General features: G+C 62.4%; 32 protein-coding genes and 2 tRNA genes. 22 read left to right on the forward strand and 12 right to left on the reverse strand.

Features of this window, described 5'->3' with window-relative positions; translation table 11 throughout:
* The 6 genes from HP547_RS01305 to csrA all read left to right on the forward strand — a co-directional run.
* A partial coding sequence (locus HP547_RS01305) for a nitronate monooxygenase family protein (RefSeq protein WP_172285321.1) occupies positions 1-391 on the forward strand: 391 nt, incomplete at its 5' end.
* A gap of 103 nt (positions 392-494) precedes the next feature.
* On the forward strand, positions 495-1,253 hold the full coding sequence (gene modA, locus HP547_RS01310) for a molybdate ABC transporter substrate-binding protein (protein WP_172285322.1): 759 nt from the start codon (positions 495-497) through the stop codon (positions 1,251-1,253).
* Positions 1,253-1,933, forward strand: coding sequence for a molybdate ABC transporter permease subunit (modB, locus tag HP547_RS01315; protein ID WP_172218884.1), 681 nt, complete (start codon positions 1,253-1,255; stop codon positions 1,931-1,933). The genes modA and modB overlap by 1 nt, the downstream gene beginning before the upstream one ends.
* Before the next feature lies 1 nt (position 1,934).
* A complete protein-coding gene (gene modC / locus HP547_RS01320; protein ID WP_172218899.1) occupies positions 1,935-3,026 on the forward strand; it encodes a molybdenum ABC transporter ATP-binding protein in 1,092 nt (363 codons plus the stop codon).
* A gap of 57 nt (positions 3,027-3,083) precedes the next feature.
* Complete coding sequence (locus tag HP547_RS01325; protein ID WP_172218901.1) at positions 3,084-4,106, forward strand: DNA topoisomerase IB; 1,023 nt, start codon at positions 3,084-3,086, stop codon at positions 4,104-4,106.
* A gap of 253 nt (positions 4,107-4,359) precedes the next feature.
* Positions 4,360-4,557 (forward strand): carbon storage regulator CsrA, encoded by a 198-nt coding sequence (gene csrA / locus HP547_RS01330; RefSeq protein WP_004375914.1) that lies wholly within the window; start codon positions 4,360-4,362, stop codon positions 4,555-4,557.
* Positions 4,558-4,602: 45 nt separating this feature from the next.
* On the opposite strand, the gene HP547_RS01335 is transcribed toward csrA, so the two are convergent.
* From HP547_RS01335 to HP547_RS01345, 3 genes are read right to left on the reverse strand one after another with little or no spacing between them, the layout of a single operon-like run.
* On the reverse strand, positions 4,603-4,956 hold the full coding sequence (locus HP547_RS01335) for a response regulator (protein ID WP_172218903.1): 354 nt from the start codon (positions 4,954-4,956) through the stop codon (positions 4,603-4,605).
* Between the two features lie 12 nt (positions 4,957-4,968).
* The gene (locus HP547_RS01340) at positions 4,969-6,414 is read right to left on the reverse strand and encodes an ATPase domain-containing protein (RefSeq protein ID WP_172285323.1); all 1,446 of its coding nucleotides are present in this window, start codon (positions 6,412-6,414) and stop codon (positions 4,969-4,971) included.
* Positions 6,415-6,419: 5 nt separating this feature from the next.
* A complete protein-coding gene (locus tag HP547_RS01345; protein WP_172285324.1) occupies positions 6,420-7,580 on the reverse strand; it encodes a nitrogen regulation protein NR(II) in 1,161 nt (386 codons plus the stop codon).
* A 291-nt stretch (positions 7,581-7,871) separates the two neighbouring features.
* Between HP547_RS01345 and HP547_RS01350 the strand changes: the two genes are divergently transcribed.
* A tRNA-Leu gene (locus HP547_RS01350) sits at positions 7,872-7,956 on the forward strand.
* A gap of 104 nt (positions 7,957-8,060) precedes the next feature.
* Entirely contained in the window at positions 8,061-8,474 is a 414-nt protein-coding gene (locus HP547_RS01355) for a DoxX family protein (protein WP_172285325.1), read from the forward strand.
* A 1-nt stretch (position 8,475) separates the two neighbouring features.
* On the opposite strand, the gene HP547_RS01360 is transcribed toward HP547_RS01355, so the two are convergent.
* Entirely contained in the window at positions 8,476-8,673 is a 198-nt protein-coding gene (locus HP547_RS01360) for a hypothetical protein (protein ID WP_172218911.1), read from the reverse strand.
* A gap of 405 nt (positions 8,674-9,078) precedes the next feature.
* Here HP547_RS01360 and adhP point away from each other — a divergent pair, with 405 nt between their 5' ends.
* The gene (adhP, locus tag HP547_RS01365) at positions 9,079-10,089 is read left to right on the forward strand and encodes an alcohol dehydrogenase AdhP (protein WP_172218913.1); all 1,011 of its coding nucleotides are present in this window, start codon (positions 9,079-9,081) and stop codon (positions 10,087-10,089) included.
* 89 nt (positions 10,090-10,178) lie between these two features.
* Positions 10,179-10,385 (forward strand): DUF6434 domain-containing protein, encoded by a 207-nt coding sequence (locus HP547_RS01370; RefSeq protein ID WP_172218915.1) that lies wholly within the window; start codon positions 10,179-10,181, stop codon positions 10,383-10,385.
* Between the two features lie 232 nt (positions 10,386-10,617).
* Here HP547_RS01370 and HP547_RS01375 read toward each other — a convergent pair whose 3' ends face one another.
* Both HP547_RS01375 and HP547_RS01380 read right to left on the reverse strand, forming a co-directional pair.
* Complete coding sequence (locus HP547_RS01375) at positions 10,618-11,892, reverse strand: Y-family DNA polymerase (protein ID WP_172285326.1); 1,275 nt, start codon at positions 11,890-11,892, stop codon at positions 10,618-10,620.
* Complete coding sequence (locus tag HP547_RS01380) at positions 11,882-12,310, reverse strand: LexA family transcriptional regulator (protein ID WP_172285327.1); 429 nt, start codon at positions 12,308-12,310, stop codon at positions 11,882-11,884. Before HP547_RS01380 ends, HP547_RS01375 begins: the two co-directional genes overlap by 11 nt.
* A gap of 102 nt (positions 12,311-12,412) precedes the next feature.
* Here HP547_RS01380 and HP547_RS01385 point away from each other — a divergent pair, with 102 nt between their 5' ends.
* The 3 genes from HP547_RS01385 (at position 12,413) to HP547_RS01395 (ending at position 13,791) form a co-directional block, all read left to right on the forward strand.
* On the forward strand, positions 12,413-13,132 hold the full coding sequence (locus HP547_RS01385; RefSeq protein ID WP_172218921.1) for an SOS response-associated peptidase family protein: 720 nt from the start codon (positions 12,413-12,415) through the stop codon (positions 13,130-13,132).
* Positions 13,133-13,206: 74 nt separating this feature from the next.
* Complete coding sequence (locus tag HP547_RS01390) at positions 13,207-13,437, forward strand: hypothetical protein (protein ID WP_172218923.1); 231 nt, start codon at positions 13,207-13,209, stop codon at positions 13,435-13,437.
* A 117-nt stretch (positions 13,438-13,554) separates the two neighbouring features.
* Positions 13,555-13,791 (forward strand): hypothetical protein, encoded by a 237-nt coding sequence (locus tag HP547_RS01395; protein ID WP_172218925.1) that lies wholly within the window; start codon positions 13,555-13,557, stop codon positions 13,789-13,791.
* A gap of 189 nt (positions 13,792-13,980) precedes the next feature.
* Here HP547_RS01395 and HP547_RS01400 read toward each other — a convergent pair.
* A tRNA-Cys gene (locus tag HP547_RS01400) sits at positions 13,981-14,054 on the reverse strand.
* A gap of 154 nt (positions 14,055-14,208) precedes the next feature.
* The gene (gene sohB, locus HP547_RS01405; RefSeq protein ID WP_172218619.1) at positions 14,209-15,234 is read right to left on the reverse strand and encodes a protease SohB; all 1,026 of its coding nucleotides are present in this window, start codon (positions 15,232-15,234) and stop codon (positions 14,209-14,211) included.
* Between the two features lie 197 nt (positions 15,235-15,431).
* On the opposite strand from sohB, the gene HP547_RS01410 reads away from it, so the two are divergent.
* From HP547_RS01410 to HP547_RS01425, 4 genes are all read left to right on the forward strand, one after another.
* Positions 15,432-16,142, forward strand: a complete 711-nt coding sequence (locus HP547_RS01410) for a histidine phosphatase family protein (RefSeq protein WP_172285328.1) — start codon at positions 15,432-15,434, stop codon at positions 16,140-16,142.
* A 56-nt stretch (positions 16,143-16,198) separates the two neighbouring features.
* Complete coding sequence (locus HP547_RS01415; protein ID WP_172218639.1) at positions 16,199-16,516, forward strand: SCP2 sterol-binding domain-containing protein; 318 nt, start codon at positions 16,199-16,201, stop codon at positions 16,514-16,516.
* Between the two features lie 195 nt (positions 16,517-16,711).
* Positions 16,712-17,779: a phosphotransferase family protein gene (locus HP547_RS01420; protein ID WP_172285329.1), complete on the forward strand. Its 1,068-nt coding sequence runs from the start codon at positions 16,712-16,714 to the stop codon at positions 17,777-17,779.
* Between the two features lie 36 nt (positions 17,780-17,815).
* Complete coding sequence (locus tag HP547_RS01425) at positions 17,816-18,583, forward strand: SDR family oxidoreductase (RefSeq protein ID WP_172285330.1); 768 nt, start codon at positions 17,816-17,818, stop codon at positions 18,581-18,583.
* On the opposite strand, the gene HP547_RS01430 is transcribed toward HP547_RS01425, so the two are convergent.
* On the reverse strand, positions 18,584-19,405 hold the full coding sequence (locus HP547_RS01430; protein ID WP_172218645.1) for a bifunctional 2-polyprenyl-6-hydroxyphenol methylase/3-demethylubiquinol 3-O-methyltransferase UbiG: 822 nt from the start codon (positions 19,403-19,405) through the stop codon (positions 18,584-18,586).
* A 112-nt stretch (positions 19,406-19,517) separates the two neighbouring features.
* Entirely contained in the window at positions 19,518-19,868 is a 351-nt protein-coding gene (locus HP547_RS01435; protein ID WP_172218647.1) for a hypothetical protein, read from the reverse strand.
* Between the two features lie 117 nt (positions 19,869-19,985).
* On the opposite strand from HP547_RS01435, the gene HP547_RS01440 reads away from it, so the two are divergent.
* Positions 19,986-20,276: an RcnB family protein gene (locus tag HP547_RS01440; protein WP_172218649.1), complete on the forward strand. Its 291-nt coding sequence runs from the start codon at positions 19,986-19,988 to the stop codon at positions 20,274-20,276.
* A gap of 1 nt (position 20,277) precedes the next feature.
* Here the strand turns inward: HP547_RS01440 and HP547_RS01445 are convergent, their stop codons facing one another.
* The gene (locus tag HP547_RS01445) at positions 20,278-21,438 is read right to left on the reverse strand and encodes a GGDEF domain-containing protein (RefSeq protein WP_172285331.1); all 1,161 of its coding nucleotides are present in this window, start codon (positions 21,436-21,438) and stop codon (positions 20,278-20,280) included.
* A 224-nt stretch (positions 21,439-21,662) separates the two neighbouring features.
* On the opposite strand from HP547_RS01445, the gene HP547_RS01450 reads away from it, so the two are divergent.
* The 4 genes from HP547_RS01450 to HP547_RS01465 all read left to right on the forward strand — a co-directional run bounded on the left by HP547_RS01450 (position 21,663) and on the right by HP547_RS01465 (position 25,847).
* Positions 21,663-21,854 carry a hypothetical protein gene (locus tag HP547_RS01450; protein ID WP_172285344.1) on the forward strand — a complete coding sequence of 64 codons (192 nt, stop codon included), beginning with the start codon at positions 21,663-21,665 and terminating at the stop codon, positions 21,852-21,854.
* 76 nt (positions 21,855-21,930) lie between these two features.
* Complete coding sequence (locus HP547_RS01455; protein WP_172218653.1) at positions 21,931-22,323, forward strand: glycine zipper domain-containing protein; 393 nt, start codon at positions 21,931-21,933, stop codon at positions 22,321-22,323.
* A gap of 131 nt (positions 22,324-22,454) precedes the next feature.
* A complete protein-coding gene (locus HP547_RS01460) occupies positions 22,455-24,287 on the forward strand; it encodes an SLC13 family permease (RefSeq protein WP_172218654.1) in 1,833 nt (610 codons plus the stop codon).
* A 135-nt stretch (positions 24,288-24,422) separates the two neighbouring features.
* Positions 24,423-25,847 (forward strand): GGDEF domain-containing protein, encoded by a 1,425-nt coding sequence (locus tag HP547_RS01465; RefSeq protein WP_172285332.1) that lies wholly within the window; start codon positions 24,423-24,425, stop codon positions 25,845-25,847.
* Between the two features lie 11 nt (positions 25,848-25,858).
* On the opposite strand, the gene HP547_RS01470 is transcribed toward HP547_RS01465, so the two are convergent.
* Positions 25,859-26,620: a TSUP family transporter gene (locus HP547_RS01470; RefSeq protein WP_172218658.1), complete on the reverse strand. Its 762-nt coding sequence runs from the start codon at positions 26,618-26,620 to the stop codon at positions 25,859-25,861.
* Positions 26,621-26,648 lie beyond the last annotated feature (28 nt).

The following is a 26,648-nucleotide window of genomic DNA, read 5'->3' on the forward strand; positions in this document are numbered from 1 at the left end:
GGCCCTGGGCGCTGCGGCCGTGCAGATCGGCACGGCTTACCTGTTCTGCCCCGAGGCCAAGGTTTCGCCAGCGCATCGCCGGGCCCTGGACAGCGCCCCTGCCAGCGACACGGCGCTGACCAACCTGTTCACCGGTCGCCCGGCGCGGGGTATCAATAACCGCATCATGCGCGAACTGGGACCGATGAATGACCTGGCCCCGCGCTTTCCGCTGGCGGGCGGGGCATTGATGCCCCTGCGTGCGATCACCGAGCCGCAGGGCAACAGCGACTTCAGCAACCTGTGGTCGGGGCAGGCGCTGCGCCTGGGCAGGCATATGCCCGCTGGCGAATTGACCCGCGAAATTGCCTGCAAGGCGCTGGCAATGGTCGGGTGTCAGGCATCTTCTTAAGCAGGTTTGGCCCTTTCGCGGGCGAATCGATCAGCCCCTTCCCGGCAAATGGCCTATCGCTATATAGTTAAGGCCATAACGATAACCCCAAGGAGCTGTATTCATGCGTGTCCGCCCGTCCTGCCTGGCCGTCACCGCCCTGGCCAGCCTGTTCGCCTTCAACACTGCCTGGGCCGATGAAGTCCAGGTTGCGGTCGCAGCAAACTTTACAGCGCCGATCCAGGCCATCGCCAAGGATTTCGAGAAGGACACCGGCCACAAGCTGGTCGCCGCCTATGGTGCTACCGGGCAGTTCTACGCCCAGATCAAGAACGGTGCCCCGTTCGAAGTGTTCCTCGCCGCAGATGACAGCACCCCGGCCAAGCTTGAACAGGAAAAGGCAATCGTCCCGGGTTCGCGCTTCACCTACGCCATCGGCACCTTGGCCTTGTGGTCGGCCCAGGACGGTTATGTAGACGCCAAAGGCGACGTGCTGAAAATGAACGCGTACAAGCACCTGTCCATCGCCAACCCGAAAGCTGCGCCTTATGGCCTGGCTGCCACCCAGGTTCTGGACAAGCTCAAGCTGACTGACGCCACCAAGGGCAAGATCGTCGAAGGCCAGAACATCACCCAGGCCTTCCAGTTCGTTTCCACCGGCAACGCCGAGCTGGGCTTCGTGGCGCTGTCGCAAATCTACAAGGACGGCAAGGTCACCAACGGCTCGGCCTGGATCGTCCCTTCCGAACTGCACGACCCGATCCGCCAGGACGCCGTCATTCTCGACAAAGGCAAGGACAATCCGGCCGCCAAGGCCCTGGTCGATTACCTGAAAGGCCCGAAAGCCGCTGCAGTGATCAAGTCCTACGGCTATGAAATCTGATGCCACTGGACGCCAGTGACCTGGGTGCCATCTGGCTGACCATCAAGCTGGCCAGCCTGACCACCCTGATCCTGCTGATTATCGGCACACCCATCGCCTGGTGGCTGGCGCGCACGCGCTCCTGGCTGCGCGGGCCGGTGGGCGCCGTGGTGGCGCTGCCGCTGGTGCTGCCGCCAACGGTGATCGGCTTCTACCTGCTGATCGCCCTCGGCCCGCACGGCTGGCTGGGCCAGGCGACCCAGGCACTGGGCCTGGGCACCGTGGTATTCAGCTTCACCGGCCTGGTGATCGGTTCTACGGTGTATTCCCTGCCATTCGTGGTCCAGCCGCTGCAGAACGCCTTCGGCGCCATCGGCCAGCGCCCGCTGGAAGTGGCGGCGACACTGCGTGCCAGCCCTTGGGACACGTTCGTCCATGTGGTGCTGCCCCTGGCGCGGCCCGGCTTCATCACCGCCAGCATCCTCGGCTTCGCCCACACGGTGGGCGAATTCGGTGTGGTGCTGATGATCGGTGGCAACATCCCTGACAAGACCCGCGTGGTTTCGGTACAGATCTTCGATCACGTCGAGGCCATGGAGTATTCGCAAGCCCACTGGCTGGCCGGTGCCATGCTGGTGTTCTCTTTCCTGGTGCTGCTCCTGCTGTACGCCGGACGCCGCGGCAAGGCTGGCTGGAGCTGAAATGACCGCATCGATTGTGGCGCGCCTGAAACTGGCGCGCGACGAATTTACCCTGGATGTCGACCTGCTACTGCCAGGGCGCGGCATCAGCGCGCTGTTCGGCCACTCGGGCTCGGGCAAGACCAGCTGCCTGCGCTGCCTGGCCGGGCTGGAGCGGGCTGCCAGCGCCTATATCGAGGTCAACGGTGAAGTCTGGGAAGACAGCGACCGCGGCTACTTCCAGGCACCGCACCTGCGCCCGGTGGGCTACGTGTTCCAGGAGGCCAGCCTGTTCCCGCACCTGTCGGTACGTGGCAACCTGGAGTTCGGCTGGCGCCGGGTGGCCCCGGCTGAACGCAAGGTCAGCCTCGACCAGGCCAGCCAGCTGCTGGGGATCGGCCACCTGCTGCAACGCCGCCCCGCCACCTTGTCCGGGGGCGAGGCGCAGCGGGTAGGCATTGCCCGCGCCCTGCTCAGCAGCCCGCGCCTGTTGTTGATGGACGAGCCTCTGGCTGCCCTCGATGGGCCGCGAAAGCGCGAGATCCTGCCCTACCTGGAGCGCCTGCACGACGAACTGGACATCCCGCTGGTGTACGTCAGCCACGCCCAGGATGAAGTGGCGCGGCTGGCCGACCACCTGGTGCTGCTGGAGCAAGGCCAGGCGGTGGCCAGCGGCCCGATTGGCGAAACCTTGGCCCGCCTCGACCTGTCGCTGGCCCAGGGCGAGGATGCCGGCGTGGTGTTCGAGGGCATGGTGGTGGGCCACGACCCGTACTACGACCTGCTCGACCTGCGCCTGCCCGGTAGCACTGGGCCGTTGCTGCGCATCGCTCACCCGGCGCATGTGATGGGCAGCACCTTGCGCGTCAAGGTACAGGCCCGTGACGTCAGCCTGGCGCTGGCAGCCGACAGCACCTCGAGCATTCTCAACCGCTTGGCGGTGCGCGTGCGCGAAAGCCGACCGGCCGAGAACCCCGCGCATGTGCTGGTCAGCCTGGATGCCGGCGGCAGCCCCCTGCTGGCCCGCATCACGCGCTTCTCGGCTGACCAGCTGGGCTTGCACCCGGGGCAGATGCTGTTTGCCCAGATCAAGTCGGTCGCGCTGTTGGGCTGAGCAACCCCGAAGCGGCTGTTGTCCATTGATCAGTAACTTGATCGAGGCTTGCCGCACATGCTCGACTGCCCTCTGCCGCGTACCCTGCATTACGTTGACGACAGCCAGCCGGGCCTGACCCGCAAGCGCTGGCGCGACCGCTTCATCTATCTGGATGCCGATGGCCAGCGGGTGCGCGACAGCGAAACCCTGGCGCGCATCGCCGCGCTGGTGATCCCACCGGCCTATACCGATGTGTGGATCTGCGCCGACCCCATGGGCCACCTGCAGGCAACCGGTATCGATGCCCGTGGCCGCAAGCAGTACCGCTACCACGTGCAGTGGCGCGAGCTGCGCGACCAGCACAAGTACGGGCGCATGCTGGCCTTTGCCCAGACCCTGCCCAAGCTGCGGGCGCAACTGGAAAACCATCTCGCCCGGCCAGGCCTGGACCGCGAAAAGGTCATGGCGCTGGTGGTGAGCCTGCTGGACCATACCCTGATCCGCATTGGCAACCAGCGCTACCTGCGGGACAACCAGTCCTACGGGCTGACTACGCTGCGTAACCGCCATGTGCAGATCAAGGGCAGCACTATCCGTTTCCAGTTCCGCGGCAAACGCGGCGTCGAGCACAACGTCACCCTCAATGACCGGCGCCTGGCCAGCCTGCTCAAGCGCTGCATGGAGTTGCCCGGCCAGGCGCTGTTCCAGTACCTGGATGAAGACGGCCAGCGCCACAGTGTCGGCTCCAGCGAGGTCAACCAGTTTCTGCAACAGCTTACCGGCGCCGACTTCACCGCCAAGGACTACCGCACCTGGGCCGGCAGCAGCCTGGCCCTGGACCTGCTACGGCCGTTGGCCTGGGAACCCGAAACCGAGGCCAAGCGCCAAGTGGCCGGCATTGTCCGCCAGGTGGCCGCGCGCCTGGGCAATACACCCGCGGTGTGCCGGCGCTGTTACATTCACCCTGCTGTACTCGAGCACTATGCACTGGGGCGTCTGGCCAACCTGCCGAAAAACCGGGTACGCAAGGGGCTGGACCCCGAAGAAGTCGCATTGCTGCTGTTTTTACAGGCACTTGAGGAACAGGAGGCCCATTGAGCCTGTCTATTCAGCCCATGATGCGAAGAAATTTCCCATTGGTCGCCAAGCGCCCTATCCTTGACACCGAGCACCTTGGCCGACAAACCGCTGACGGTTTGCCCAGCCACCTGCAACTGAAGACACGCAACAGAATTTGTCTGTCGGGGAATTACTATCCGCCGAAAGCGTCTTTAATGAGAAGGAAGAGGGACACGCTCCCGCCGCCGAGGCAACTGGCCCGACGGTTTTTTACATCACCAAGGAGAACTACATGCTGATACTCACCCGTAAGGTTGGCGAAAGCATCGTCATCAACGATGACATCAAAGTCACCATTCTGGGCGTCAAAGGGATGCAGGTGAGGATCGGTATCGATGCACCGAAAGATGTCCAGGTTCATCGCGAAGAGATCTTCAAACGCATCCAGGCCGGCAGCCCGGCCCCGGAAAAGCACGACGACTCGCACTGAGCGACTTGCCTCAAGCCGCACGGATGCGCTTGATCGCCCCGCGCCTCAGGTGCCCAGCAGTTCGCGCACCTTGGCGATCATACAATCCATGTCGAACGGTTTGTCGAACACGGCGGCGAACAGTTCCGGGCATCCCTGGTTGGCCTGCGCGCCACTCATGAGGATGACCGGCAACTCGCTCAAGGACGGGTCTTCACGCATTGAGCGCACCAATTCCTCGCCATTGAGCAGCGGCATCATATAGTCGGTGATAACCAGCTGCACGCGCTTCTCCTTCAGCGCCTCCAGGGCCTTGCAGCCGTTGCTCGCCTTTTCCACCGCGTAGCCTTCGTCTTCCAGGGCGAAGCCGAGGATATCGGCGATCAGGTACTCGTCATCGACGATCAGGATGGTGTTCATCTGCTCATCCTGTTAGCCGCTCCCTTGCGGTACGGGCGTTCCCGAAAGCACACCACTGGCACCTTCGAACGCCTTGCGCAAGTTAATGCCCTGCGGCCCGATCAGCAGCTCGTGCAAGGCGGGGTCATGGTGGCTGTCACGCACCTTGAGAATCGACAGCATGCGCCGCAGCTGCGAATCCAGTTCGACGAAGCGCATCAGCACCAGGTTGTCGACAATGCTCGACAGGTCTGGCGCGGGCGCGCTGATTTCCGAACCGAAGATGTCGCGCATTTCCCAGGTCAGTATCACGCTTACATCGCGCGCGCGCAGCTCGCCAGCCAAGGCACGGAAAAACGCATTGAGCCGTGTCGGGTCGATGGCAAGGCGGCTGAATGCGCCAAGGCTGTCGATCAGCACGCGCTTGCTACCGTGCGCCTCCACCTGCTTTAGCAGGCGTGCGCCAACCTGGTCCAGCAAGCCCTCTGTGGTCGGCTGCCAGAACAACTGAAGGCTGCCGCCCTGCTCCATTGCGGTAAAGTCATAGCCCAACGATGCGGCTTTGCTGCGCAGCCGTTCGGGCGTTTCGTAAAAGCCGAAATGCAGCCCAGGGGCCTGCACAGTGCTGGCGCCGAGAAACGCCAGGCCCAACGATGTCTTGCCAATGCCCGAAGGCCCGATCAGCAGGCTGACCGAACCGGTGGCCAGGCCACCGTCGAGCATTTCATCCAGGTCGGCCACACCGCTGGTGACACGCCCAAGGTTTGCGCTGCCCATCTGGCTAGGGTGGCTGAACAGCGACTCCAGCCGCGGAAACACGTGCATGCCCGCTTCATCGATAAGGCACTCGTGGCGCCCTGACAACGCCGCACTGCCGCGCGTCTTGCGCAACTGGACATGGCGCACGGCGCGGCTGCCCACCAGCTGTTCACCCAGTTCGATCACCCCGTCGACCATGGTGTGCTCCGGGCTGCCCTCGTCCAGCCGGGCACTGGTCAGCAACAGCAAGGTGCAGCCGGCAAAGGCCGCATGGCCCTGCAGTTCGGAGACGAACTTCTTGGTGTCCAGCGCGGTTTCCGCGCGCACGCGGGCATTGAGCACCCCGTCGACGATCAGCAGGCTGGCCTGCTGCCGGGCGATTTCCTGGCGCAGCAAGCGCACCACCGCATCCAGCCCTTCCTGTTCGAGGGTATCGAAGGCGCTGACGAACTGGATCTGGTCGCCCACCAGTGCCGGGTCGAAGAAGTCCAGGGTGGCCAGGTACTGGAACAGCCGCTCATGCGATTCGCTGAGCAGCGTGGCTACCAGTACCCGGCCGCCGGAGCGCACATGACCACACGCCAGCTGATTGGCCAGGATGGTCTTGCCGGCACCCGGCGGGCCTTGAATGATGTAGGACGAACCGGCAACCAGGCCACCCTTGAGCAACGCATCAAGGCCTTCTATGCCCGTCACCAGCCGCTTGAGTGCCTGTGCCATGCTGTCTACCTGTGGAGTTGGCTGTCTGTCGGAGGCTGGTACACTGGCAAGTAAAGCTGCATGCAAGTTCCATGGCCGGGGTCGCTGTCGACGCAAATCGCACCACCGCTCTGCCTGGCAAAGCCATACACCTGGCTAAGGCCCAGGCCGGTGCCTTTGCCAAAAGGCTTGGTGGTGAAAAACGGCTCGAAAATACGTGGCAATACCTCTGGCGCAATACCCTCGCCGCTGTCCTGCACTTCGAAACGCACGAAGCTGCCGCGCAACCCTTCCACCTCGCCAACCAGTTCGACCACATCCACCATCAGGCTGATCCGGCCCTGCCCGGTGATGGCATCGCGGGCATTGAACAGCAGGTTGAGCAGCACCATCTGCAACTGCCCGGCATCCACCTCGATCAACGGTAGGTCCGGTTGCAGCACGACGTGCAGGTCAACCGCATCAGGCAATGCATGCTCCAGCAGGCCACGGGTCGCGGTTACCAGATCAGCCGGTGCGACGCACGCCACATCGAGCTTGCGATGGCGGGCAAAGCTGAGCAATTGCTGGGTCAGTTCAGTGCCCCGCTGCCCGGCATCGAGGATGTGCTGCAGCATGCGCTGGGTCCGCAACGGATCTTGGGTAGCCAGCGCCAGGCGCGCCGAGCTGATGATGATGGTCAGCATGTTGTTGAAGTCATGCGCCAGGCCACCGGTCAACTGGCCGAGTGCTTCAAGCTTCTGCGCCTGGAACAACTGGGCGCGCACGGCGTCCAGCTGCATGGCCGACTCACGGCGGTCGGTAATGTCGCGGGTAACCTTGGCCAGGCCAACGATCTGGCCGAGATCATCGCGGATCACATCCAGCGCCGCCAAGGCCCAGAACTGCGTGCCGTCCTTGCGTACCCGCCAGCCTTCATCCTGTGCCACACCCTGTTCCAGCGCTTGGCGCAGCAAGCGTTCGGGTCGGCCATCGGCACAATCCTGAGGGGTGAAAAACAGCGAAAAATGCTGGCCGATCACTTCGTCGGCGCGGTAACCCTTGATCCGTTGCGCGCCCGCATTCCACGACACCACATGGCCGGAAGGGTCGAGCATGTAGATGGCGTAGTCGACCACCGACTGAACCAGCTGTTCATAGCGGTGGGCGGGCATGACAGGGTGGTCGAGACAGTCAGCTGAAACCATGAATACTCCACTGGCACAGCAGCAGGAACTAAATGAGGGTAACCCAGGCGCCCGCCGATGGGCACCAGACAACTACCGCCAGTCAGCACTCTTCGACAAGCACTGGGCCAGGTAAAACCGCAACAGTGGCGCAATGACAGCAAGGTGTCAATTGAGCATTTGATCGACCGTTCATTCTGTTGATGATAGGTGCTGTGGTTGACTCAACTATAACGATGGGTTATAAAGCGCGCTTGATTGCGAAGCCCTTCTACTTAGAAGCGAGCTGGTCGTTGCGACCCCTTCAAGCGTGCGAGTGTGGTGGAATTGGTATACACAGCAGACTTAAAATCTGTCGGCGTGAGCCTTGCGGGTTCGAGTCCCGCCACTCGCACCAAACTTCTGTGAAAAGGCGCCCCAGCGGCGCCTTTTTGCTGCCTGGCAGCAATGTTTTGCGCAGCTGCTAAAGTGGAGCTTGTCCCCGTCCACTGGAACGCCACCATGCGCTACTCCCTGTTCGATGGCCAACGCGACATCATTATCCTGATTGCCCGCGTGCTGCTGATGATCCTGTTCGTCCTGTCTGGCTGGGCAAAGCTGACTGGCTTCGACGGCACGGTTGGCTACATGACCTCGCTGGGCGCCCCTGCCCCGATGCTGGCAGCTGGCATTGCCGTGCTGATGGAGTTCGTTGTCGGCATCCTGCTGATCCTCGGCTTCTATACGCGGCCGCTGGCCTTGCTGTTTGCCCTGTTCGTGCTGGGCACGGCGCTGCTCGGGCATCCGTTCTGGAACATGGTCGACCCCGAGCGCAGCGCCAACATGACCCAGTTCCTTAAGAACCTCGCCATCATGGGCGGCTTGCTGTTGCTGGCCGTAAGCGGTCCCGGGCGCTTCTCGGTGGACGGGCGCTGATTCAATCGTCTACGCAGTCGTCAAACCAGGCTGGGTGATCGCGCTCCTCATCATCGAGGTCATCCAGCGTTTCCTCGTCCTCCTCCACCTCATCCTCGGCGCCTTGGGCATCCGCCTCGGGCTCCATGTCTTCGTAGAGAAATTCGTGATCAAGCAGGTGATCGTGTTCGGGTTCGTGCAGGTCGTCTTCGTCGTGCATGCTGGCTCCTGGGCAAGTGGCAGGCCTGTATAGGCTGATCGCCTTTGCAGGTCAATGCGTTGCCGCTTAATCCTGGGTTAACCGGCCAGGTCCAGTCTGCAGGCTCTCCCTTCAAAACGTCATTTGCCCGCCTTTCATGGCGGGCTTTTTTATGCATTTACCCAAGTGAGACATGACACGCTGCCGACCTGATCTTCACAAAATGATGACATCCAGGTGGGCACACTGGTCTCGCTCCGTACGTTCTTGCAGCCCGCCGCATTCTTGCCGCGGGCTTTTCTTTTTTGAAGCTTTTCAGGTATTCGCCATACCGACCCATGACCTGAAGCAGTTTTCCCCGACCAGGCAAGGGCTATGCTAACCCAGCCATAACCCAAGCTCACTCGGATAGACACGGAGGCTCTTATGAAAGCTGCTGTTGTTGCACCAGGCCGTCGCGTGCAGGTGGTGGAAAAAACCCTGCGCCCCCTCGAACACGGCGAAGCGCTGCTGAAGATGCAGTGCTGCGGGGTGTGCCACACGGACCTGCACGTGAAAAATGGCGATTTCGGTGACAAGACCGGCGTCGTGCTGGGCCATGAAGGCATTGGCGTGGTTCAGCAGGTAGGCCCCGGCGTCACCTCGCTCAAACCCGGTGACCGCGCCAGCGTTGCGTGGTTCTACCAGGGCTGCGGGCACTGCGAATACTGCACCAGCGGCAATGAAACCTTGTGCCGCGAAGTGAAGAACTCCGGCTACACCGTGGACGGTGGCATGGCCGAGGCCTGCATCGTCAAGGCCGACTACTCGGTAAAAGTGCCCGACGGGCTCGACTCCGCCGCCGCCAGCAGCGTTACCTGCGCCGGCGTGACCACCTACAAGGCGGTGAAAATTTCCAACATCCGCCCCGGCCAGTGGATCGCCATCTACGGCCTCGGCGGCCTGGGCAACCTGGCCCTGCAATACGCCAAGAACGTGTTCAACGCCAAAGTGATTGCCATCGACGTCAACGATGAGCAATTGCGCTTCGCCAGCGAAATGGGCGCCGACCTGGTCGTCAACCCACGCAGCGAAGACGCGGCCAAGGTCATCCAGGCCAAGACCGGCGGCGCCCATGCCGCTGTGGTTACTGCCGTAGCCAAGGCGGCCTTCGACTCCGCCGTCGACGCCCTGCGCGCCGGTGGCCGCCTGGTTGCCGTCGGGCTGCCATCAGAAGCCATGAACCTGAACATCCCGCGCCTGGTGCTGGATGGCATCGAAGTGATCGGTTCGCTGGTGGGCACACGGCAGGACCTGCAGGAAGCCTTCCAGTTTGCCGCTGAAGGCAAGGTGGTGCCCAAGGTGACCCTGCGGCCGATCGAGGACATCAACCAGATCTTTGAGGAGATGCTCGAGGGCAAGATCAAGGGGCGAATGGTGATCCAGTTCGAAGGCTGATAGCCTGAAGGTCGATGTCACAACCCGTAATGAGCCCGCAGACGTCCTCTACGGGCTTTTTTACTTTGCTGGGCGTCAAGGAACAGACCATGAGCTTTGACTGGCACGCCGGCCCGATCACCCGCACCACCCCGCTGGACAAGCATTACCGCAACACCCAGAAAGTTCGTCAGTTTCTGCTGAGCGAATGCGGCGAGGCATTCAGGTTCGACCGCACATTCATGGCCTGGATCAAGAGCGGGACGCCATCCACCATGGGTGAAGTGGCAGATGAATGGCTACGTATGCACCGGTGACCGTCAGCCTCAGATGCGTGCAGGCACGTGTGCGCCGCTTTGCAATCTTCACCCATGGCCGCTTCTTTCAGGATTTTATCCAACGATTCAACCATGCTTGAATAGTCCATTTCATGACTCCGTCGTCGGTGGAACCCACTTGAAGATCCCAACGATAGCTTCCGAATATTTCAGAATCCTGCGACCAGCAAGTCGCTGTCTGTTCTGATGACCGGGAAAACGGCCAGGAGGTTCAAGATTTGACCGTCCACAGCTGATCGATCCGCGTTGTAAAGGACTGGCTCATCAGCTCCCGCCGCATGCCCCAGTCCGGTACCGCCGGAACACTGGCAGCCCGCATCGTCCCCCTGCCCCAGCGCTCGTTGATGTTGTCCATCACTTGCATCAGCCGGCCGCACGCCACTGACTGCTTGAGCGCAAACAGGTCCTCTGAAAACTCCCCCGGCTGGCGAAGATCCATCAGCAGCACTTCGGCTTTGCTGTAGCGAAACCCAGGCCGAAAAATACGCGCTACCGCATCGGTGGCCAACCGCGTCAGCAACAACGTGTCACACGTTGGATACGGCAGCTCGACCAGCGCACCCTGGGCATGATGGGCCTCGTCCGGGTTGAACATGCCGGTGCGGATACTTACCCGCATGCGCTTGCACACCGAGCCTTGGGCGCGCAGCTTTTCCGCTGCACGGCCGACGTAAGTGGCCACTGCCTGCGTGATCGGCGTCAGTTCGGTGAGCCGCTTGCCGAACATCCGGCTGCAGCAGATTTCCTGCTTCGGCGGCTCGGCTTCATCCAGTTCCAGGCAGGGTGTACCGGCCAGCTCCCGGGCCGTTTTCTCCACCACCACGCTGAACCTGTCACGCAGCGTGCGGGCGTCGGCCTTGGCCAGGTCCATTGCCGTGCGTATGCCCATTGCCTCGAGGTGCGCAGTCATCTTCCGGCCAATTCCCCAGACTTCCTTCACCTCGGTATTGCGCAGCACCCAGTCCCGTTTGAACGGGTCGCAAATATCTACCACGCCACCGGTGTGAGCCTGCAGGCGTTTCGCCATGTGGTTTGCCAGTTTGGCAAGCGTCTTGGTGCTGGCGATACCCACCCCCACCGGAATGCCCGTGCACTTGAACACCCGGGCGCGCACGTTGTGGCCAAACTGGGTAAGGTTTTGCGCAATGCCGCTGAGGTCGGCGAAACACTCGTCGATGCTGTAGATCTCGACCGCCGGCACCATCGACTCGATCAATGTCATGACGCGCTCGCTCATGTCGCCGTAGAGCGCGTAATTGCTGCTGAAGGCCAGGACGCCGTGACGGCGCAGCCTGTCCCTGGCCTGGAAGTACGGTTCACCCATTTTCACGAACGGTTTCGCGTCATACGACCTGGCGATCACGCAACCGTCGTTGTTGCTTAGCACCACGATCGGGGTCTTGGCCAGGTCCGGCCGGAACACCCGCTCGCAACTTGCATAAAACGAGTTGCAATCAATCAACGCAAACACCGGGTCACTGCGCATGGTCACGCACGCTATAACGCACCACACCCCAGACGAGCAGATCGTCGCCTTCCATGATGTACCGCGGCGGATACGCCGGGTTTTCCGACTTGAGTATCACCACCCCGTCACGCCGATGCAGGCGCTTGCACACCGGCTCGGTATTGACCGCGGCGATCACGATATCGCCATGCTCCGCCTCGCGCCCACGGTCGACGATGACGATATCGCCAGAGTAGATACCGGCCCCCTGCATGCTGTCGCCTTCTACCTTTACCAGATACACATGCGGCGCGCGGAGGTCGAACAATTCATCGAGCGATATATGGCCTTCCAGATGGTCCGCCGCAGGTGACGGAAACCCGGCCGGAACCTGGAACGCGTAAAGCGGGATGGGTTGGGTACCGCCGGCGGGCGTACCCAGAAAAGTAATGGTCATGATGGACGGCTCGACGCAAACTGTATGCATATACAGTAAATCCGGCATCGGTCGTCCGGTCAATCCTGAGCGACGAAATTTCTGACAGGCGAGAGGTGGGAAATGTGTGGACGGTACTCGATCTACGAGTCGATGGATCATTACCTGCGCCAGCTGTCGCTGGACCTGGTGGTGATCAACGGGTACGACCATGAACCGATCAACCGCTACAACGTGGCGCCGTCGACCCGCGTAGAGGTAGTCCGCCAGCTTGACGACGGGCTGAGCGTGGACCGGGTGAAATGGGGCTGGTCGCCTTTCTGGGCGAAGGGAAAACGACCAGACCCGATCAACGCGCGGGCCGAAACAGTGATGACCGGCAAATTTTTCAAAGACCTGTGGCCAGGCGGCAGAGCCCTGGCGCCAGCAAATGGCTGGTTCGAGTGGATCCCGGACCAGCACGACCCGAAGCACAAGCAACCCTGGTACATCACCGGCGTCGATGGCGCCCCGCTGTACTTCGCCGCGCTGGCGGAAGTTCACCCAGGTATGGAGCCAGACCCGTGTGACGGCTTTGTGATCGTTACCGCTGCAGCAGACCAGGGCCTGGTGGACATCCATGACCGCAAGCCCCTGGTGCTGACACCTGACACGGCCAGGGAATGGCTCGACCCGACCACGTCAGCCGAGCGCGCAGCTGAAATTGTGCGGGAGGGATGTCGGCCGGCAGCATCGTTTCACTGGTACCCGGTGGGCAAAGCCGTAGGCAATGTGCGCAACCAGGGCGCCGAGCTGATCATGCCGCTCGGCGGAACGAACCAACAGGCGCAATTTGAGTTCTAAACTGTGTAAAAGCGTGAATCCTGCCCGGTAATCGGGCCGGCCCGTGCGGTACCGGTTGGAACGGAGAAGACAGCATGACAGAAGAAGAAGCCAAAGATGTTGTTGAGCGCATCCAGTACGAACTGAGCCATCCCCATGGCCGCGTTGCCACGCGGATCGAAATTCACGATGTGGGGTTATGGACGCGACTTGAGGGGGCATGTGGTACCAACTACAACGCCGTGGGTGGCGGCACACTCTTTGAGAAACCGGTTGTGCTGGGGCCCAAGTGTGATGCTTCGTACACCATCCTGTACCAGGTCTGAGCGATAACAACGTTTCGGGGTTTTCGCCTCAGGGGAAACTTCTGGCCCACATGAAGCCCGCAGACTTCGTCTGCGGGCTTTCTTCCGACCTATAGTCGTTTGAGAAAAATAGCCGCAATGAGCATTCGCAGCCTGGCAAAGAACCTGCCTGCAGACCCCGGTAACGAAGGCTGGGTGCTGGGATGGGGCGTGCTGCGGGATAGACATCCATGGCACTTTGTCGACGTCTATGCCGACCGGCAAACAGCCGTGGCGGAAGCGCAGCGCCGCGGTGACGAGTACGTGGTGGAGTATGGCTCGCACCGCCTTGGCTCGAGTGAATTCGTCTGCGGTATCAACCCGCCTGAGGGTTAACGGGCCGGCGTTTCCAAAGGCCTACCTGATCTCAGTTCCGTTCAGCTTTCTGGTCGTCCTCCAGAGATGTCCCGTCAGGGCTTGAAACCTTGATTTGGGCAGCTGACGGTAAGTGGTTTTGGGACTTCGGTATTTTCCCTCGCCCAAAGAAAAACCCCGCAGACGTTAATCTGCGGGGCTTTCGAATGGTGGAGGCCGAGGTCGGAATCGAACCGGCGTAGACGGATTTGCAATCCGGAGCATAACCACTTTGCTACTCGGCCTCAAAGGTCGGATCTAGCTGCTTGCGCTTTGCTATCTCCTTGAAACGCTGAACTTTTTTCAAAGTTTGCTGCGTTTCGATGGGCGCCATTATGTCGTCATTCTTCTAACCTTGCAACCCCCTGAACGAAAAAAAATTTCAACGGGTTCAAGGTGTTAGCGCAGCCGGCCAAGTTTACTCCACAAGCCCACCACGGTGTTCTCCACAGTGCCGCTGGCAGCCATGCCGATTCGCTCTTGCAGGCTCTTGCGTTCGGCGTAGTGCAGGTGGAACAGGTTGGCATTGCGCGCCCGGTCGCTGAGGTATTCGTCACTGGTCTGCAGTTCGTCCACCAGCTGCCGATTGAGCGCCGCGACACCGAGCCAGACTTCACCGGTCGCCACTTCGTCGATGTGCAGTTGCGGGCGATAGCGGGCGACGAAGTCCTTGAACAGCTGATGGGTGATGTCCAGGTCTTCCTGAAACTTCTCCCGGCCCTTCTCGGTGTTTTCACCGAACACGGTCAGGGTGCGCTTGTACTCGCCGGCAGTCAGCACCTCGAAGTCGATATCGTGCTTCTTCAACAGGCGGTTGATGTTGGGCAACTGTGCCACGACGCCGATCGAACCCAGCACGGCAAACGGTGCGCTGACGATTTTTTCGCCGATGCAGGCCATCATGTAGCCCCCGCTGGCGGCCACCTTGTCGATGCACACGGTCAACGGAATACCCGCCTGGCGGATCCGCGCCAGCTGCGATGCAGCCAGGCCGTAGCTGTGCACCAGGCCACCGCCGCTTTCAAGGCGTAGCACCACCTCGTCACGCGGGGTGGCGAGGGTCAGCAGTGCAGTGATTTCGTTGCGCAGGCTTTCGGTGGCCGAAGCTTTGATGTCGCCATCGAAGTCCAGGACGAATACCCGGCCCTTTTCTTCGGCCTTGGCCTTGCCCTTCTTCTGCTGTTTTTCCGCCTTGGCCTGCTGCTTGCGCAGGGCCTTGAGCTGGGTCTTGTCGAGCAGGCCGGACTCCAGGCGCTCGCGCAGGTCCTTGTAGAATTCGTTAAGGCGGGTGACCTGCAGCTGCCCACCCGGTTTGCGCCGCCCCTTGCCGCGCAGCCCGGCGATAGCCGACAGCACCACCAGGATGGCGATCACCAGGGTGGCGGTTTTGGCGAGAAAGCTTGCGTACTCGGCAAGAAACTCCACGTTGACTCCTTGAATGCATGCGCCACTACGGCGCGTAACTGTTGCAAGCATACCGTTGCGCCTGAGGTGCTGCCAGCTGGTGTAAACGCTGGCAACATCTTTCAAACAACCTTTTCAAACGCTTGTATGTTTTTTCGTTGACAGCCCGTGTGCTGCATCCTAACCTCGCAGCAACCTCCAACAGGCCGGAACCTTTCGTGGGCAACCTCTACCTGATCCGACATGGCCAAGCCTCCTTTGGTGCCGATGACTACGACGTCCTCTCGCCTGTGGGCGTGTGCCAGAGCCAGGCCCTGGGTGAGCACCTCGCACAGCTGGGGGTTCGGCTGGACCGCTGCGTGGCAGGCGACCTGCGTCGCCAGCAGGATACCGCACGCCTGGCCCTGGAGGCATTGCACGGCAGTGGCTGCCCGGTGCCGGCTGTTGTGACCGACGTGGCGTTCAATGAGTTCGATGCCGACGGCGTGATCCGGGCCTTGTTGCCCGGGCTGCTGGTAGATGAGCCCGATGCCCTGCACGTGCTGCGCAACGCTGCCCAGCACCGCAGCGAATTCCAGCGCCTGTTCGCATTGATGGTGCAGCGCTGGCACGATGGTGAGCATGCCGCCGATGGCCTGGAGACGTGGCAGGCGTTCACCACCCGCGTGCAAGGTGGCCTGCACCGTGTACTCGACGCTGCCGGCAGCGGTGACAATATCGCCATCTTCACCTCGGGTGGCACCATTGCCGCCCTGCTCCACCTCGTAACCGGTATTACCCCCAGCCAGGCGTTCGCGCTGAACTGGCAGATCATCAACACGTCGCTCAGCCAGCTCAAGTTCCGCGGCCGCGATGTGGCACTGGCTTCCTTCAACAGCCAGGCCCATGTGCAGTTGTTGAAGGCGCCGGAGCTTGTCACCTACCGATAAGCCCGGCTAGTTGTGTCCCTGCGGGGACGTGTAAATCACTCTATAAGGAATGCGCCATGACCTCCGTAGCTGATGCCGTGAAAAAGATGCAAGAGAAGTTCAACCCATCCGCTGCCGCCGGCCTGGACCTGGTGTTCGGCTTCGACATCACCGACGAAGGCAAGAAGTATGCACTGATCGTCAAGGACGGCACCTGCGACCTGCAGGAAGGCGAGAACCCGGATGCCAACTGCACCCTGGTGATGGACAGCGAAACCCTGAAGGGTATCGTCAGCGGCGAAACCGACGGCATGCAGGCCTTCATGGGCGGCAAGCTGCGCGTCGAAGGCGACATGATGCTGTCGATGAAGCTCAGCGAGCTGTTCCCGTCCTGAGGGCAGGGAATACCGGATGATCGAAAACCGAAGCCTGACCGGCTTCGGTTTTTTTTTGCCCGATGGTGCGGGTCTATCAAGGCAGCTGATCGGGCAGCAACACCCTCGCCTATTTGGCGCCTGGCACGCTTGTTCCAACCTTGGCAGCGCATTAGATTAGCCAATAGTCCTTGCGATCGAGAATAAGGAAACCGCATGACGCTCACCGACCAGTCCACCCAGGTACGCCCCGGCGAAGAACTCGATGCGGCCGTCATCGACCCTTACCTCAAGGCCAGCATCCCCGGTCTGGAGGGCCAGCCGAGGATCAGCCAGTTCCCCGGTGGCGCTTCCAACCTCACCTATCTGGTCAGCTACCCGGGCCGCGACTTCGTGCTGCGTCGCCCGCCGTTCGGCCAGAAGGCCAAGTCGGCCCACGACATGGGTCGCGAGTTTCGCATCCTCAACCAGCTGAACAGCGGCTTCCCGTACTGCCCAAAGGCCTACGTACATTGCACCGACAGCAGCCTGATCGGCGGTGAGTTCTATGTGATGGAGCGGGTCAAGGGCATTATCCTGCGGTCGGACATTCCGGCAGAACTCAACCTCGACGCCAACCGCACCGAAGCCCTGTGCAAAAGCTTTATCGACCGTCTGGTCGAGCTGCACCAGGTGGACTACGACGCCTGCGGCCTGGCCGACCTGGGCAAGCCTGAAGGCTACGTGCAGCGCCAGGTCGAGGGCTGGACCAGCCGCTACCAGAAGGCCCTGACGCCAGACGCCCCGAACTGGGAAAAGGTGACCGCCTGGCTGCACGACAAAATGCCCGCTGACCACCCGCGGCCCGCCATCGTGCACAACGACTACCGTTTCGACAACGTGATCCTCGACGCCGACAACCCGATGCGCATCATTGGTGTGCTGGACTGGGAAATGGCTACCCTGGGCGACCCGCTGATGGACCTTGGCAACAGCCTGGCCTACTGGATCGAGGCCGGCGACCCGGCACCGGTACAACTGATGCGCCGCCAGCCAAGCAACGCCCCCGGCATGCTCACCCGCCGCCAGTTCGTCGATTACTACGCCGAACGCGCCGGCATCCAGCTGGACAACTTCGATTACTACTATTGCTATGGCCTGTTCCGCCTGGCCGGCATCGTCCAGCAGATCTACTACCGCTACTACCACGGCCAGACCCAGGACAAGCGCTTCGCCCAGTTCATCCACATGAACCGCTTGCTGGAGCAGATGAGCCTGCAGGTGATTGCCAAATCCAGCCTCTGAGCAGCGCCCACGACGACGGATAACAAGGAAAACAGCATGCCCAAGACCCACCTGTTCGACCTCGACGGCAAGATCGCCTTCGTTTCCGGCGCCAGCCGCGGCATCGGCGAGGCCATCGCCCACCTGCTGGCGCAGCAAGGTGCCCACGTGATCGTCTCCAGCCGCAAGCTGGACGGTTGCCAGCAGGTGGCCGACGCCATCATCGCGGCCGGTGGCAAGGCCACGGCAGTGGCCTGCCACATCGGTGAAATGGAGCAGATCCAGCAGGTGTTCGCCAGTATCCGCGAACAGTTCGGGCGCCTGGACATCCTGGTCAACAACGCTGCCACCAACCCGCAGTTCTGCAATGTGCTGGACACCGACCTGGGCGCGTTCCAGAAAACCGTGGACGTGAACATCCGCGGCTACTTCTTCATGTCGGTGGAGGCCGGCAAGCTGATGCGCGAACAGGGCAGTGGCAGCATCATCAACGTGGCGTCGATCAATGGCGTGTCACCAGGCCTGTTCCAGGGCATCTATTCGGTTACCAAGGCCGCAGTGATCAACATGACCAAGGTGTTTGCCAAGGAATGCGCCGCGTTCGGCATCCGCTGCAACGCCCTGCTGCCGGGGCTGACGGATACCAAGTTCGCCTCGGCACTGGTGAAGAACGACGCCATCCTCAATGCCGCGCTGCAGCAGATCCCGCTCAAGCGCGTGGCCGACCCCAAGGAAATGGCCGGCGCGGTGTTGTACCTGGCCAGCGATGCGTCCAGCTATACCACCGGCACGGCGCTCAATGTCGACGGCGGCTACCTGTCCTGATCAGGCCTTGACCGCGATCAGGGTGTAACTCAGGGGCAGGCGTGCCGGCTGGTCGCGCAGGCGCCATTCGCCATCGTCGCCCTTGACCATCTGCCCCGGCAGCGCCTCCCAGGGGATGCTCTGGTGCTCGGCCAGTGCCGTCAGCTGCAGCCCGTTGGCCAGCAAAGCCGTGATCACCTCACCGAGGCCGTGGTTCCATTCGTGCGTCTCGGTATGGGCCAGGCGTTGATCGGTTTCAACGTAGGTCTGGTCGGTGTGCCACACCGTCGGTTGCTCCTGCTCGAAATAGGCGTATTCGAGCTGCAGGCGGTCCTGGTGGTCTTCGTTGACTGCCATCAGCATCGGGTGGCCATCGCGCAGGAACAGCCGCCCGCCCCGCTTCAGCAGTGCTGCAACCGTGCGCGCCCACGGCTCGATACGGGGCAGCCAGCAAAGCGCGCCGATGCCGGTATAGACCAGGTCGAAAGTGCCTGCCGGCAGTACCTGGTCGGCGGCGTAGACGTCGGACTCTACATACTCGATGGGTGCCGCGCAGCGCTTGGCAAGTGCCCGCGCCTCGGCCAGCGACGCGGCCGAATAGTCCAGACCGCAGACTTTGGCGCCAAGGCGCGCCAGCGAGAGCGTGTCGGTGCCGATGTGGCACTGCAGGTGGACGGCATTGAGCCCGTCGATATCGCCCAGCAATGGCAGGTCGAAGCGCACGGTTTCGGAAAGGTGGCCCGGGGCCTCGACCAGTCGCTCGACTTCGTAGTCCCTGGAGGCAGCGTGCAGCGGGGCGCGTTCGTCCCAGCTGGCGCGGTTGAGTTGCAGTGAGTGTTCCATGCTGTCGTCCTTGAGGGGGAGAAGCTCATGCTAGCCTCTGCCTGCTCGCCGACGACACCGCTGCCGTGCTAAAAATTGTAAGGCTGGCGCGGCGCGTTGCAGCTGCCAATTGCTACAAGCAGGTCGCCGCCGCCGCGCGACGCTGCAGCGCCACACCATCGTTTTTCTGCGCGTAGTAATCGACCCCCGTACCACCCGCCTGCGGGTAGACGTCGACGAACGCCTCGGCCCCGCGGGTATACACGGTCAAGCCACCCTGCTTGCGCGGCTCCAGGTAACCACTGGCATCGTCGCCGAACACCTTCTCTTCCTGCCAGCTGAACTGGATGCACTGGGCAACCAGCTGTGGCGCCTTGTGCGAGTCGAGGTGCGCAGTCGGCTTGCCGCCGCGTGCCGTTTCCATGGTCGAAGAAGCACAACCGACCAACATCAGCGCTGCGGCCATCGGCAGAATCGCACGCATGTTACATCCTCAGGGTTTTGAAAAAGAACGCGACTCTAGCACCAGCTGGCATCGCGAGTGAATTGTCGCGCACCTGCCGCTGTCGCAATAAAGGCATGACGTCAAAAGGAGACCGCCATGAAACTGCACTATCTGCTATTTGCCGCGCTGCCCTGCCTGCCTCTGGCTGCAACCGCCGCGCCTGCGCCCGAAGAAAGCATCACCGCGCCGGAAACCCACAACCGTGAGCTCAAGGTCGGCGACAAGGCGCCTGATCAGTACAAACGCGACGACGCGGCAATCAAGGACTGGAAAGCGAAGGGCCTGCCCGCCCCCGAGAAAGAAAGCCACTGGGTGCGCATGGGCGACCACTACGTGCTGGTGCAGACCACCAATGGTGTAGTGCTGGCGATCCAGTCGGGGTCCTGATTCAACCCGCCTCGACCAGCGCCGCCATGTGCACCGTGTTGCGCCCGGCGGCCTTGGCCTGGTACAGCGCCGCATCGGCCTGGGCCAGCAGGCTGGCGGTATTGTCCGGGTCGCCCGGCACCCCGCACCACAAGCCGACGCTGAAGCGTAACTCGATCTGGTCACCGGCAAAACAGGCGGGGCTGCGCGCGATCGCCTCGCGCAGCCCTTGCAGCGCCACCATCGCGCCATTGCGGTCGGTGCCCGGCAACAGCAGCAGGAATTCCTCCCCGCCGTAACGCCCCAGGTTGTCGCCATGGCGCAAACGCTGCTGCAGCTGGCGCACGCAATGGCACAGCACCTCATCGCCAGCCAGATGCCCATAGAGGTCGTTGATGCGTTTGAAATGGTCGATGTCGATCATCGCCACGGCCAGGCTGCTTTGTTGTTCGCGCGCCCGGTCCAGCTCCACGGCAAAGCGCTCAAGAATCGCCCGGCGATTGTAGCTGCCGGTCAGCACATCACGCAGGGCAAGGTGTTGCAGGCGTGACTCGCTGCGCTCCTTGGCCATCAGCACCAGGCCGATCGAATACATCATCACCGTGGCGGTGCCAATTGCCACCGAAAAGCTCTGCTTGAGGTTGCTGGTGTCATAGCGCATTTCCACCGCCGTGCCATTGGCCACCGCGACTACCCGCATACCCAGGCCGACCAGGCTGATCAGCGCACCAATCTCCAGCAGCAGGTGGGCCCTGCCCGGCCGTGCGGCGTGGCGCCAGGCCCAGTAGAGAATCAGCGAGCATTGCAGCATCAACACCAGCGTCGCCAGCAGCATACGCGGCTCCAGGGTATCGAGCAGCAGCATCAGCCCTACCAGCATGCAGGCCGGGATGACGAAGACAGTGCGCCAGGGCACCCGCTGCTCACGCACCCGGAACAGGCTGGCCGTGTAGAACGCCAGCGCCAGCGACAACAAACTGTTACCCAGGCCATAGCTGAGCCACAGCGGGGCCTGCGCATAGATGGTGTAGCAGACATACGCCAAGGCGTGCGCCAACAGCCCGCACCCGGTCAGCATCAGGTTGTCCCGGCGGTTACTGCGCCCGACCAGCAACAGGCAGAAGGCAAGGATGGTTGCGACCAGGGCAACGGCGGCGAACAGCGTGGGGGTGTGGGCGATCATCGTGATTCACCGTGTGGCAGGTTGCCGTCTTGGCTGCGGCTTGCCCTGAAGTCTAGGGCGCCATCAGCCGTTCGGCCATGACCGAACGGGACAGAACAGCAACCCGCAGGCTCGCCACCCATCGCCTCCAGCACATTTTTTTACCCGCCCGGGAAACCAAATGGATCATTCCCAGTCTGAAGAAGTGCCCCGTAAACCTTTGCGGATCAAGGACCTATATCGTGATATCGCGTATTGCAAGCCTTTCGCTGGTTGCCGTTGTGCTGTTGACCGCCGGCTGCCATAGCCATCGTTATCATGACGACGACGATGGCTGGCGTGACCGCGACCGCGGCCATCGTCACCACCATCGGCATGACCGCAACGATGACGATGATGACAATCGTCAATACCGCGGTGACCGTTACTACCGCTGAAGCGTCTTTGCAACCCTGACTTGCCGCCCCCTGTTTCGCGGCACCTTAACCTGATGATTCCTTTGAGGTTCGTATCATGCGTCTGACTCTGCCTTCCATTGCCCTCGGCCTGTTGCTGTGCCAGGGCGCTTTCGCCGGTGACGGTACCGCCGCCATTGGCGGTGGCCTGGGTGGTGTGCTGGGTAACGTTGTCGGCCAACAGCTTGGCGGCAAGACCGGCGCAGCCATCGGCGCCGGCGTCGGCGGCGCAGCCGGCAGCGCGGTAGGTGCACGCAAGGGCAACCGCACCGAAGCCGCCATCGGCGGTGGCCTGGGCTCAGCCGGCGGTTCGCTGCTGGGCGGCGCGGTAGGCGGCAAGACCGGTTCGACCGTAGGTGCCGGCCTGGGCGGCGCAGCCGGTGGCGCCCTGGGCAACCACATGGGCGACAACAACGGCAGCAGCAAGAAGCACCGCCGTCACCGCCACTGATCGACATCGAGGACTGAAAGGGCCGCACAGCGGCCCTTTTTGTTGCAGCACATCAACACCCCCTTCAGCACAAGCTGGCACACTGGCTGCTACTGTCTATCGTGCCCTGTGTGAAGGAACGCCCCCTCCCCATGAACCAAGAGCTGCTCTGGGTCCTTGGCCTGCTGGCCATCGTGGTCATCCTGTTCGTCATCAACCGCCCGCGCATGGACGTGGTCGCACTACTGGTGATTCTCGCCCTGCCGCTGCTCGGCATCCTCACCGTGGAACAGGCCCTGGCTGGCTTCAGCGACCCCAACGTGGTGTTGATCGCCGCCCTGTTCGTGATCGGCGAAGGCCTGGTGCGCACCGGCATCGCCTACCGCATCGGCGAGTGGATGAGCGAGCGCGCCGGCAATAGCGAGGCACGCCTGCTGGTGCTGCTGATGGTGGCCGTGGCCGGACTGGGGTCGATCATGAGCTCCACCGGCGTAGTGGCCATTTTCATTCCGGTGGTGCTGAGCATCGCCGCGCGCCTGCAGATCTCGCCCAGCCGCCTGATGATGCCACTGGCGTTCGCCGGCCTGATCAGCGGCATGCTCAGCCTGGTAGCCACGCCGCCCAACGTAGTGGTGCACAGCGAGCTGGTGCGCACTGGCGAACAGGGCTTCAGCTTTTTCAGCTTTACCCCGTTCGGCCTGGTGGTACTGGTGCTGGGGATCGGCTACATGCTGCTGACCCGGCACTGGCTCAATGGCGAGGTGCGCAAGGACGGCCGCGTGGAAAGCCGCCGCACCTTGCTGGACCTGGTGCTGGACTACAAGCTCAAAGGCCGTGAACGGCGCCTGCGTATCCGCCCCCACTCGCCGCTGATCGGCCACACTCTGGGCGAGCTGGAGTTGCGTACCCGGCACGGCGCCAACGTGATCGGCATTGAACGCCAGCACAAGTTCACCACGCGGGTGATCAGCGCCGATTCCAATACCGTGCTGCACCAGGGTGACGTGCTGCTGCTGGACCTGTTTGCCAACCGTGATGACCTGCGCACCTTGTGCCAGACCATGCAGTTGGAGCCGCTGCACTTCAAGGCGGCCTACTTCATCGACCAGTCCCAGGAACTGGGCATGGCCGAAGTGTCGCTGCCCCCCGGCTCGCAACTGATCGGCAAGAGCATTCTCGAACTGGCCTTCCGCACCCGCTACGACCTCAACGTGGTCGGCCTGCGCCGCGAACAGGCGGCCATCGAAGCGCAACTGGTGGAAGAAAAACTGCGCCTGGGCGACACCCTGCTGGTGGTCGGCCCATGGAAGGCCGTGCGCCTGCTGCAAAGCCAACCCAAGGACTTCCTGGTACTGAGCCTGCCGGCAGAAATCGACCAGGTGGCGCCCGCCCGCACCCGCGCACCGCAAGCATTGCTGAGCCTGGCAGTGATGGTCGGGCTGATGGTGAGCGGTGTCGTACCCAACGTGATCGCGGCGCTGATCGGCTGCCTGCTGATGGGCGCCGGCCGCTGCATCGACATGAACAGTGCCTACCGCGCCATCCATTGGCAAAGCCTGGTGCTGATCGTGGGGATGCTGCCCTTTGCCAAAGCCCTGCAGCAAACCGGCGGCATCGACCTGGCCGTAGGCGGGCTGGTCAGCGTATTGGGAGGTGCCGGGCCTGGCGCCATCCTGGCCTGCCTGTTCGCGGTCACGGCGATAATCGGCTTGTTCATTTCCAACACGGCCACTGCAGTCCTGATGGCGCCGGTTGCCGTCAGCACCGCAGCGCAGTTGGGCATGTCGCCCTACCCGTTCGCCATGACCGTGGCGCTGGCAGCATCGGCGGCGTTCATGACCCCGGTATCATCGCCAGTCAACACGCTGGTGCTGGGCCCCGGCCAATACCGCTTTGCCGACTTCGTCAAGATCGGGGTGCCATTCACGTTGCTGGTAATGGTGGTGACAGTGGTGATGGTGCCGTGGTTCTTCGGCTTGAACTGAAATGGCAAAGAGTGAAGGCAATTTGGCATTATTCCAACCAATCGCGGCAGATTGACATCAACTCCCCTGACGAAACACACTGCCCGGTAATTGCCCCAGGTGCTTCGAAGGCGTTTTCCTGGATTTCGTTTCCGCTTGTCGGTCGAGCCCATGGTTTTTCCAGCCCAATCGCGCTTGTTGCCCTACATTACCCTGCTGTGCCTGACGTTTGCCCTCACCCTTGGCGGCATCCTGGCACGCCCGATCGAATCGCTGTCGTTGTTCTGGCCGGTGAATGCCGTATTGGCCGGCGTGCTCTTGCGCTACCCCCGTCTGGCCACGCTGATCGGCTTCAGCCTGGTCTGGCTGGCCATGATCGGCGCTGATGTGCTGTGCGGCAGCGCCTGGTTGCCGGCCTTGTGGTTCAACCTGTGCAACCTGGCCGTGGTGATTACCCTCTGGCAGCTACTGTCGCGCGTGCCGCGCCTGCACCGGCGCATGCGCACCCCACGCGGCGTGCTCAGCGTGTTCGCCGCCTGTGCCGCCGCCGCGCTGGTAGCGGCCAGCATGGCAGCGGTAATGGCCGCGCCGTGGTTCGAGCAATCCTTGCGTGCCACGTGGCTGGCCTGGTTCAGCGAGCAGTTTTCCACCGGCGTAATGGTGCTGCCGGTGCTGCTCACCGCGCCCTCGTTGCGCGCCCTGGGACGCGGCGGCGCCCAAGCCATCCGCCTGGCACCGCTGGTGGTGCTGCTGGCCTCGCTGGCGTTCAGCATCGCCTTCGGCGGCCCCGGCGCGATTGCGTTCCCGATCGCCGCTCTGCTGTGGTGCGCCTGGACCTACTCGCCGTTCATGGTCGCGCTACTGGCGCTCATCGCTGGCAGCACGCTGATCGTGGCGGTGGCGCAAAATCTCATGCACTTCGTTGTGCCGCAAAGTGGGCCCGGGGTGACCACGCTGATGTCAGCGCGCCTGGGCATCGCCATGCTGGTGCTCGGGCCGCTGGTGGTGGCCTGTGTCAGCCAGGCCAATCGCAGCCTGATGGCCCGCCTGGCGCATCAGGCCAGCGTCGACCACCTGACCGGCGTGCTTACCCGCAGCGCCTTCACCCGCCGCGCCAACGCGCTGCTGGACAGCCGCCAGCAGCACGCCCAGGCACTGCCGCTGACCCTGATGATGCTGGATATCGACCACTTCAAGTCGATCAACGATGCCCACGGCCACGCGGTCGGTGACCAGGTGCTGCGCCAGTTTGCCGGCACCCTGCAAGACCAGCTGCACAACAGCGAGTTGTTCGCGCGGCTGGGGGGCGAGGAGTTCGTCATCATCCTCCCTGGCCTTGCCCCTGAACGGGCCAAGTTCACCGCCGAACGCCTGCGCCGCGCCGTGCAGGACCTGCATGTGATACAGGCCGACCAGCGCCTGCAGATCACCGTCAGTATCGGCCTGGCCGGCTGTGACGCCGACCTGCCGGCGCCCAGCCTGGACGAGCTGCTGGCACGTGCCGACCAGGCGCTTTATCGGGCCAAGGCCCATGGCCGCAATCGCATCGAACAAGCCGAGGCGCAACGCCAGGTGATCTGACCCAGGGTTGCCTAGCCAACCAGCAAGTCCCACGACAGTTTGGCGATCAGCACGCACAACAGCACCAGGAACAGCCCGCGCACAAAGCCGGCACCCTTGCGCACAGCCAGCCAGGTACCGGTAAGCGCGCCAAGAATGTTGCACGCAGCCATAGGCAAGGCAATCGCATACAGCACGTTGCCTGTGGGCACGAAGAACACCAGCGCCGCCAGGTTGGTGGCAATGTTGACCACCTTGGCCGAGGCCGAGGCATGCAGGAAGTCCAAGGCAAAGAAGCGGATGAACAGGAAGATCAGGAAGCTGCCGGTACCCGGGCCGAACAGGCCATCGTAAAAGCCGATCGCGCCGCCGATAAGCACCGCCAGGCACTGTTCCTTGCGGCCGATTTTCGCCGGTTTGTGCAGTGTGCCGAAATCTTTCTTGCAGAAGGTGTAGATGGCCATCAGCACGATCAGCACCAGCACCGCGGGCCGCATGACGCTGGGCGGCACCAGCGAAACCGTGGCGGCACCGGCGAACGACATGACAAAGGCGCTGAGCGCTGCCGGTACGATCAGCCCCCAGTCCAGCGTCACCTTGCGGATGAACGAGCGCGCGGCGAAGGCTGTGCCACATATCGAAGCCAGCTTGTTGCTGCCAAGCAATGCCGCCGGTTGCGCAGTGGGCAGCACGTTGAACAGCGCCGGAATCTGGATCAGCCCGCCACCGCCCACGGCGGCGTCGATCAGCCCGGCGGCGAAGGCAAACACGCAAAGCACAGCAATATCGATCATGACGCGGTTCCAGGCAGTTAAGACGCCT

Origin of the sequence: Pseudomonas sp. CM27, assembly GCF_013179515.1 — a bacterium.
Lineage (GTDB): Bacteria > Pseudomonadota > Gammaproteobacteria > Pseudomonadales > Pseudomonadaceae > Aquipseudomonas.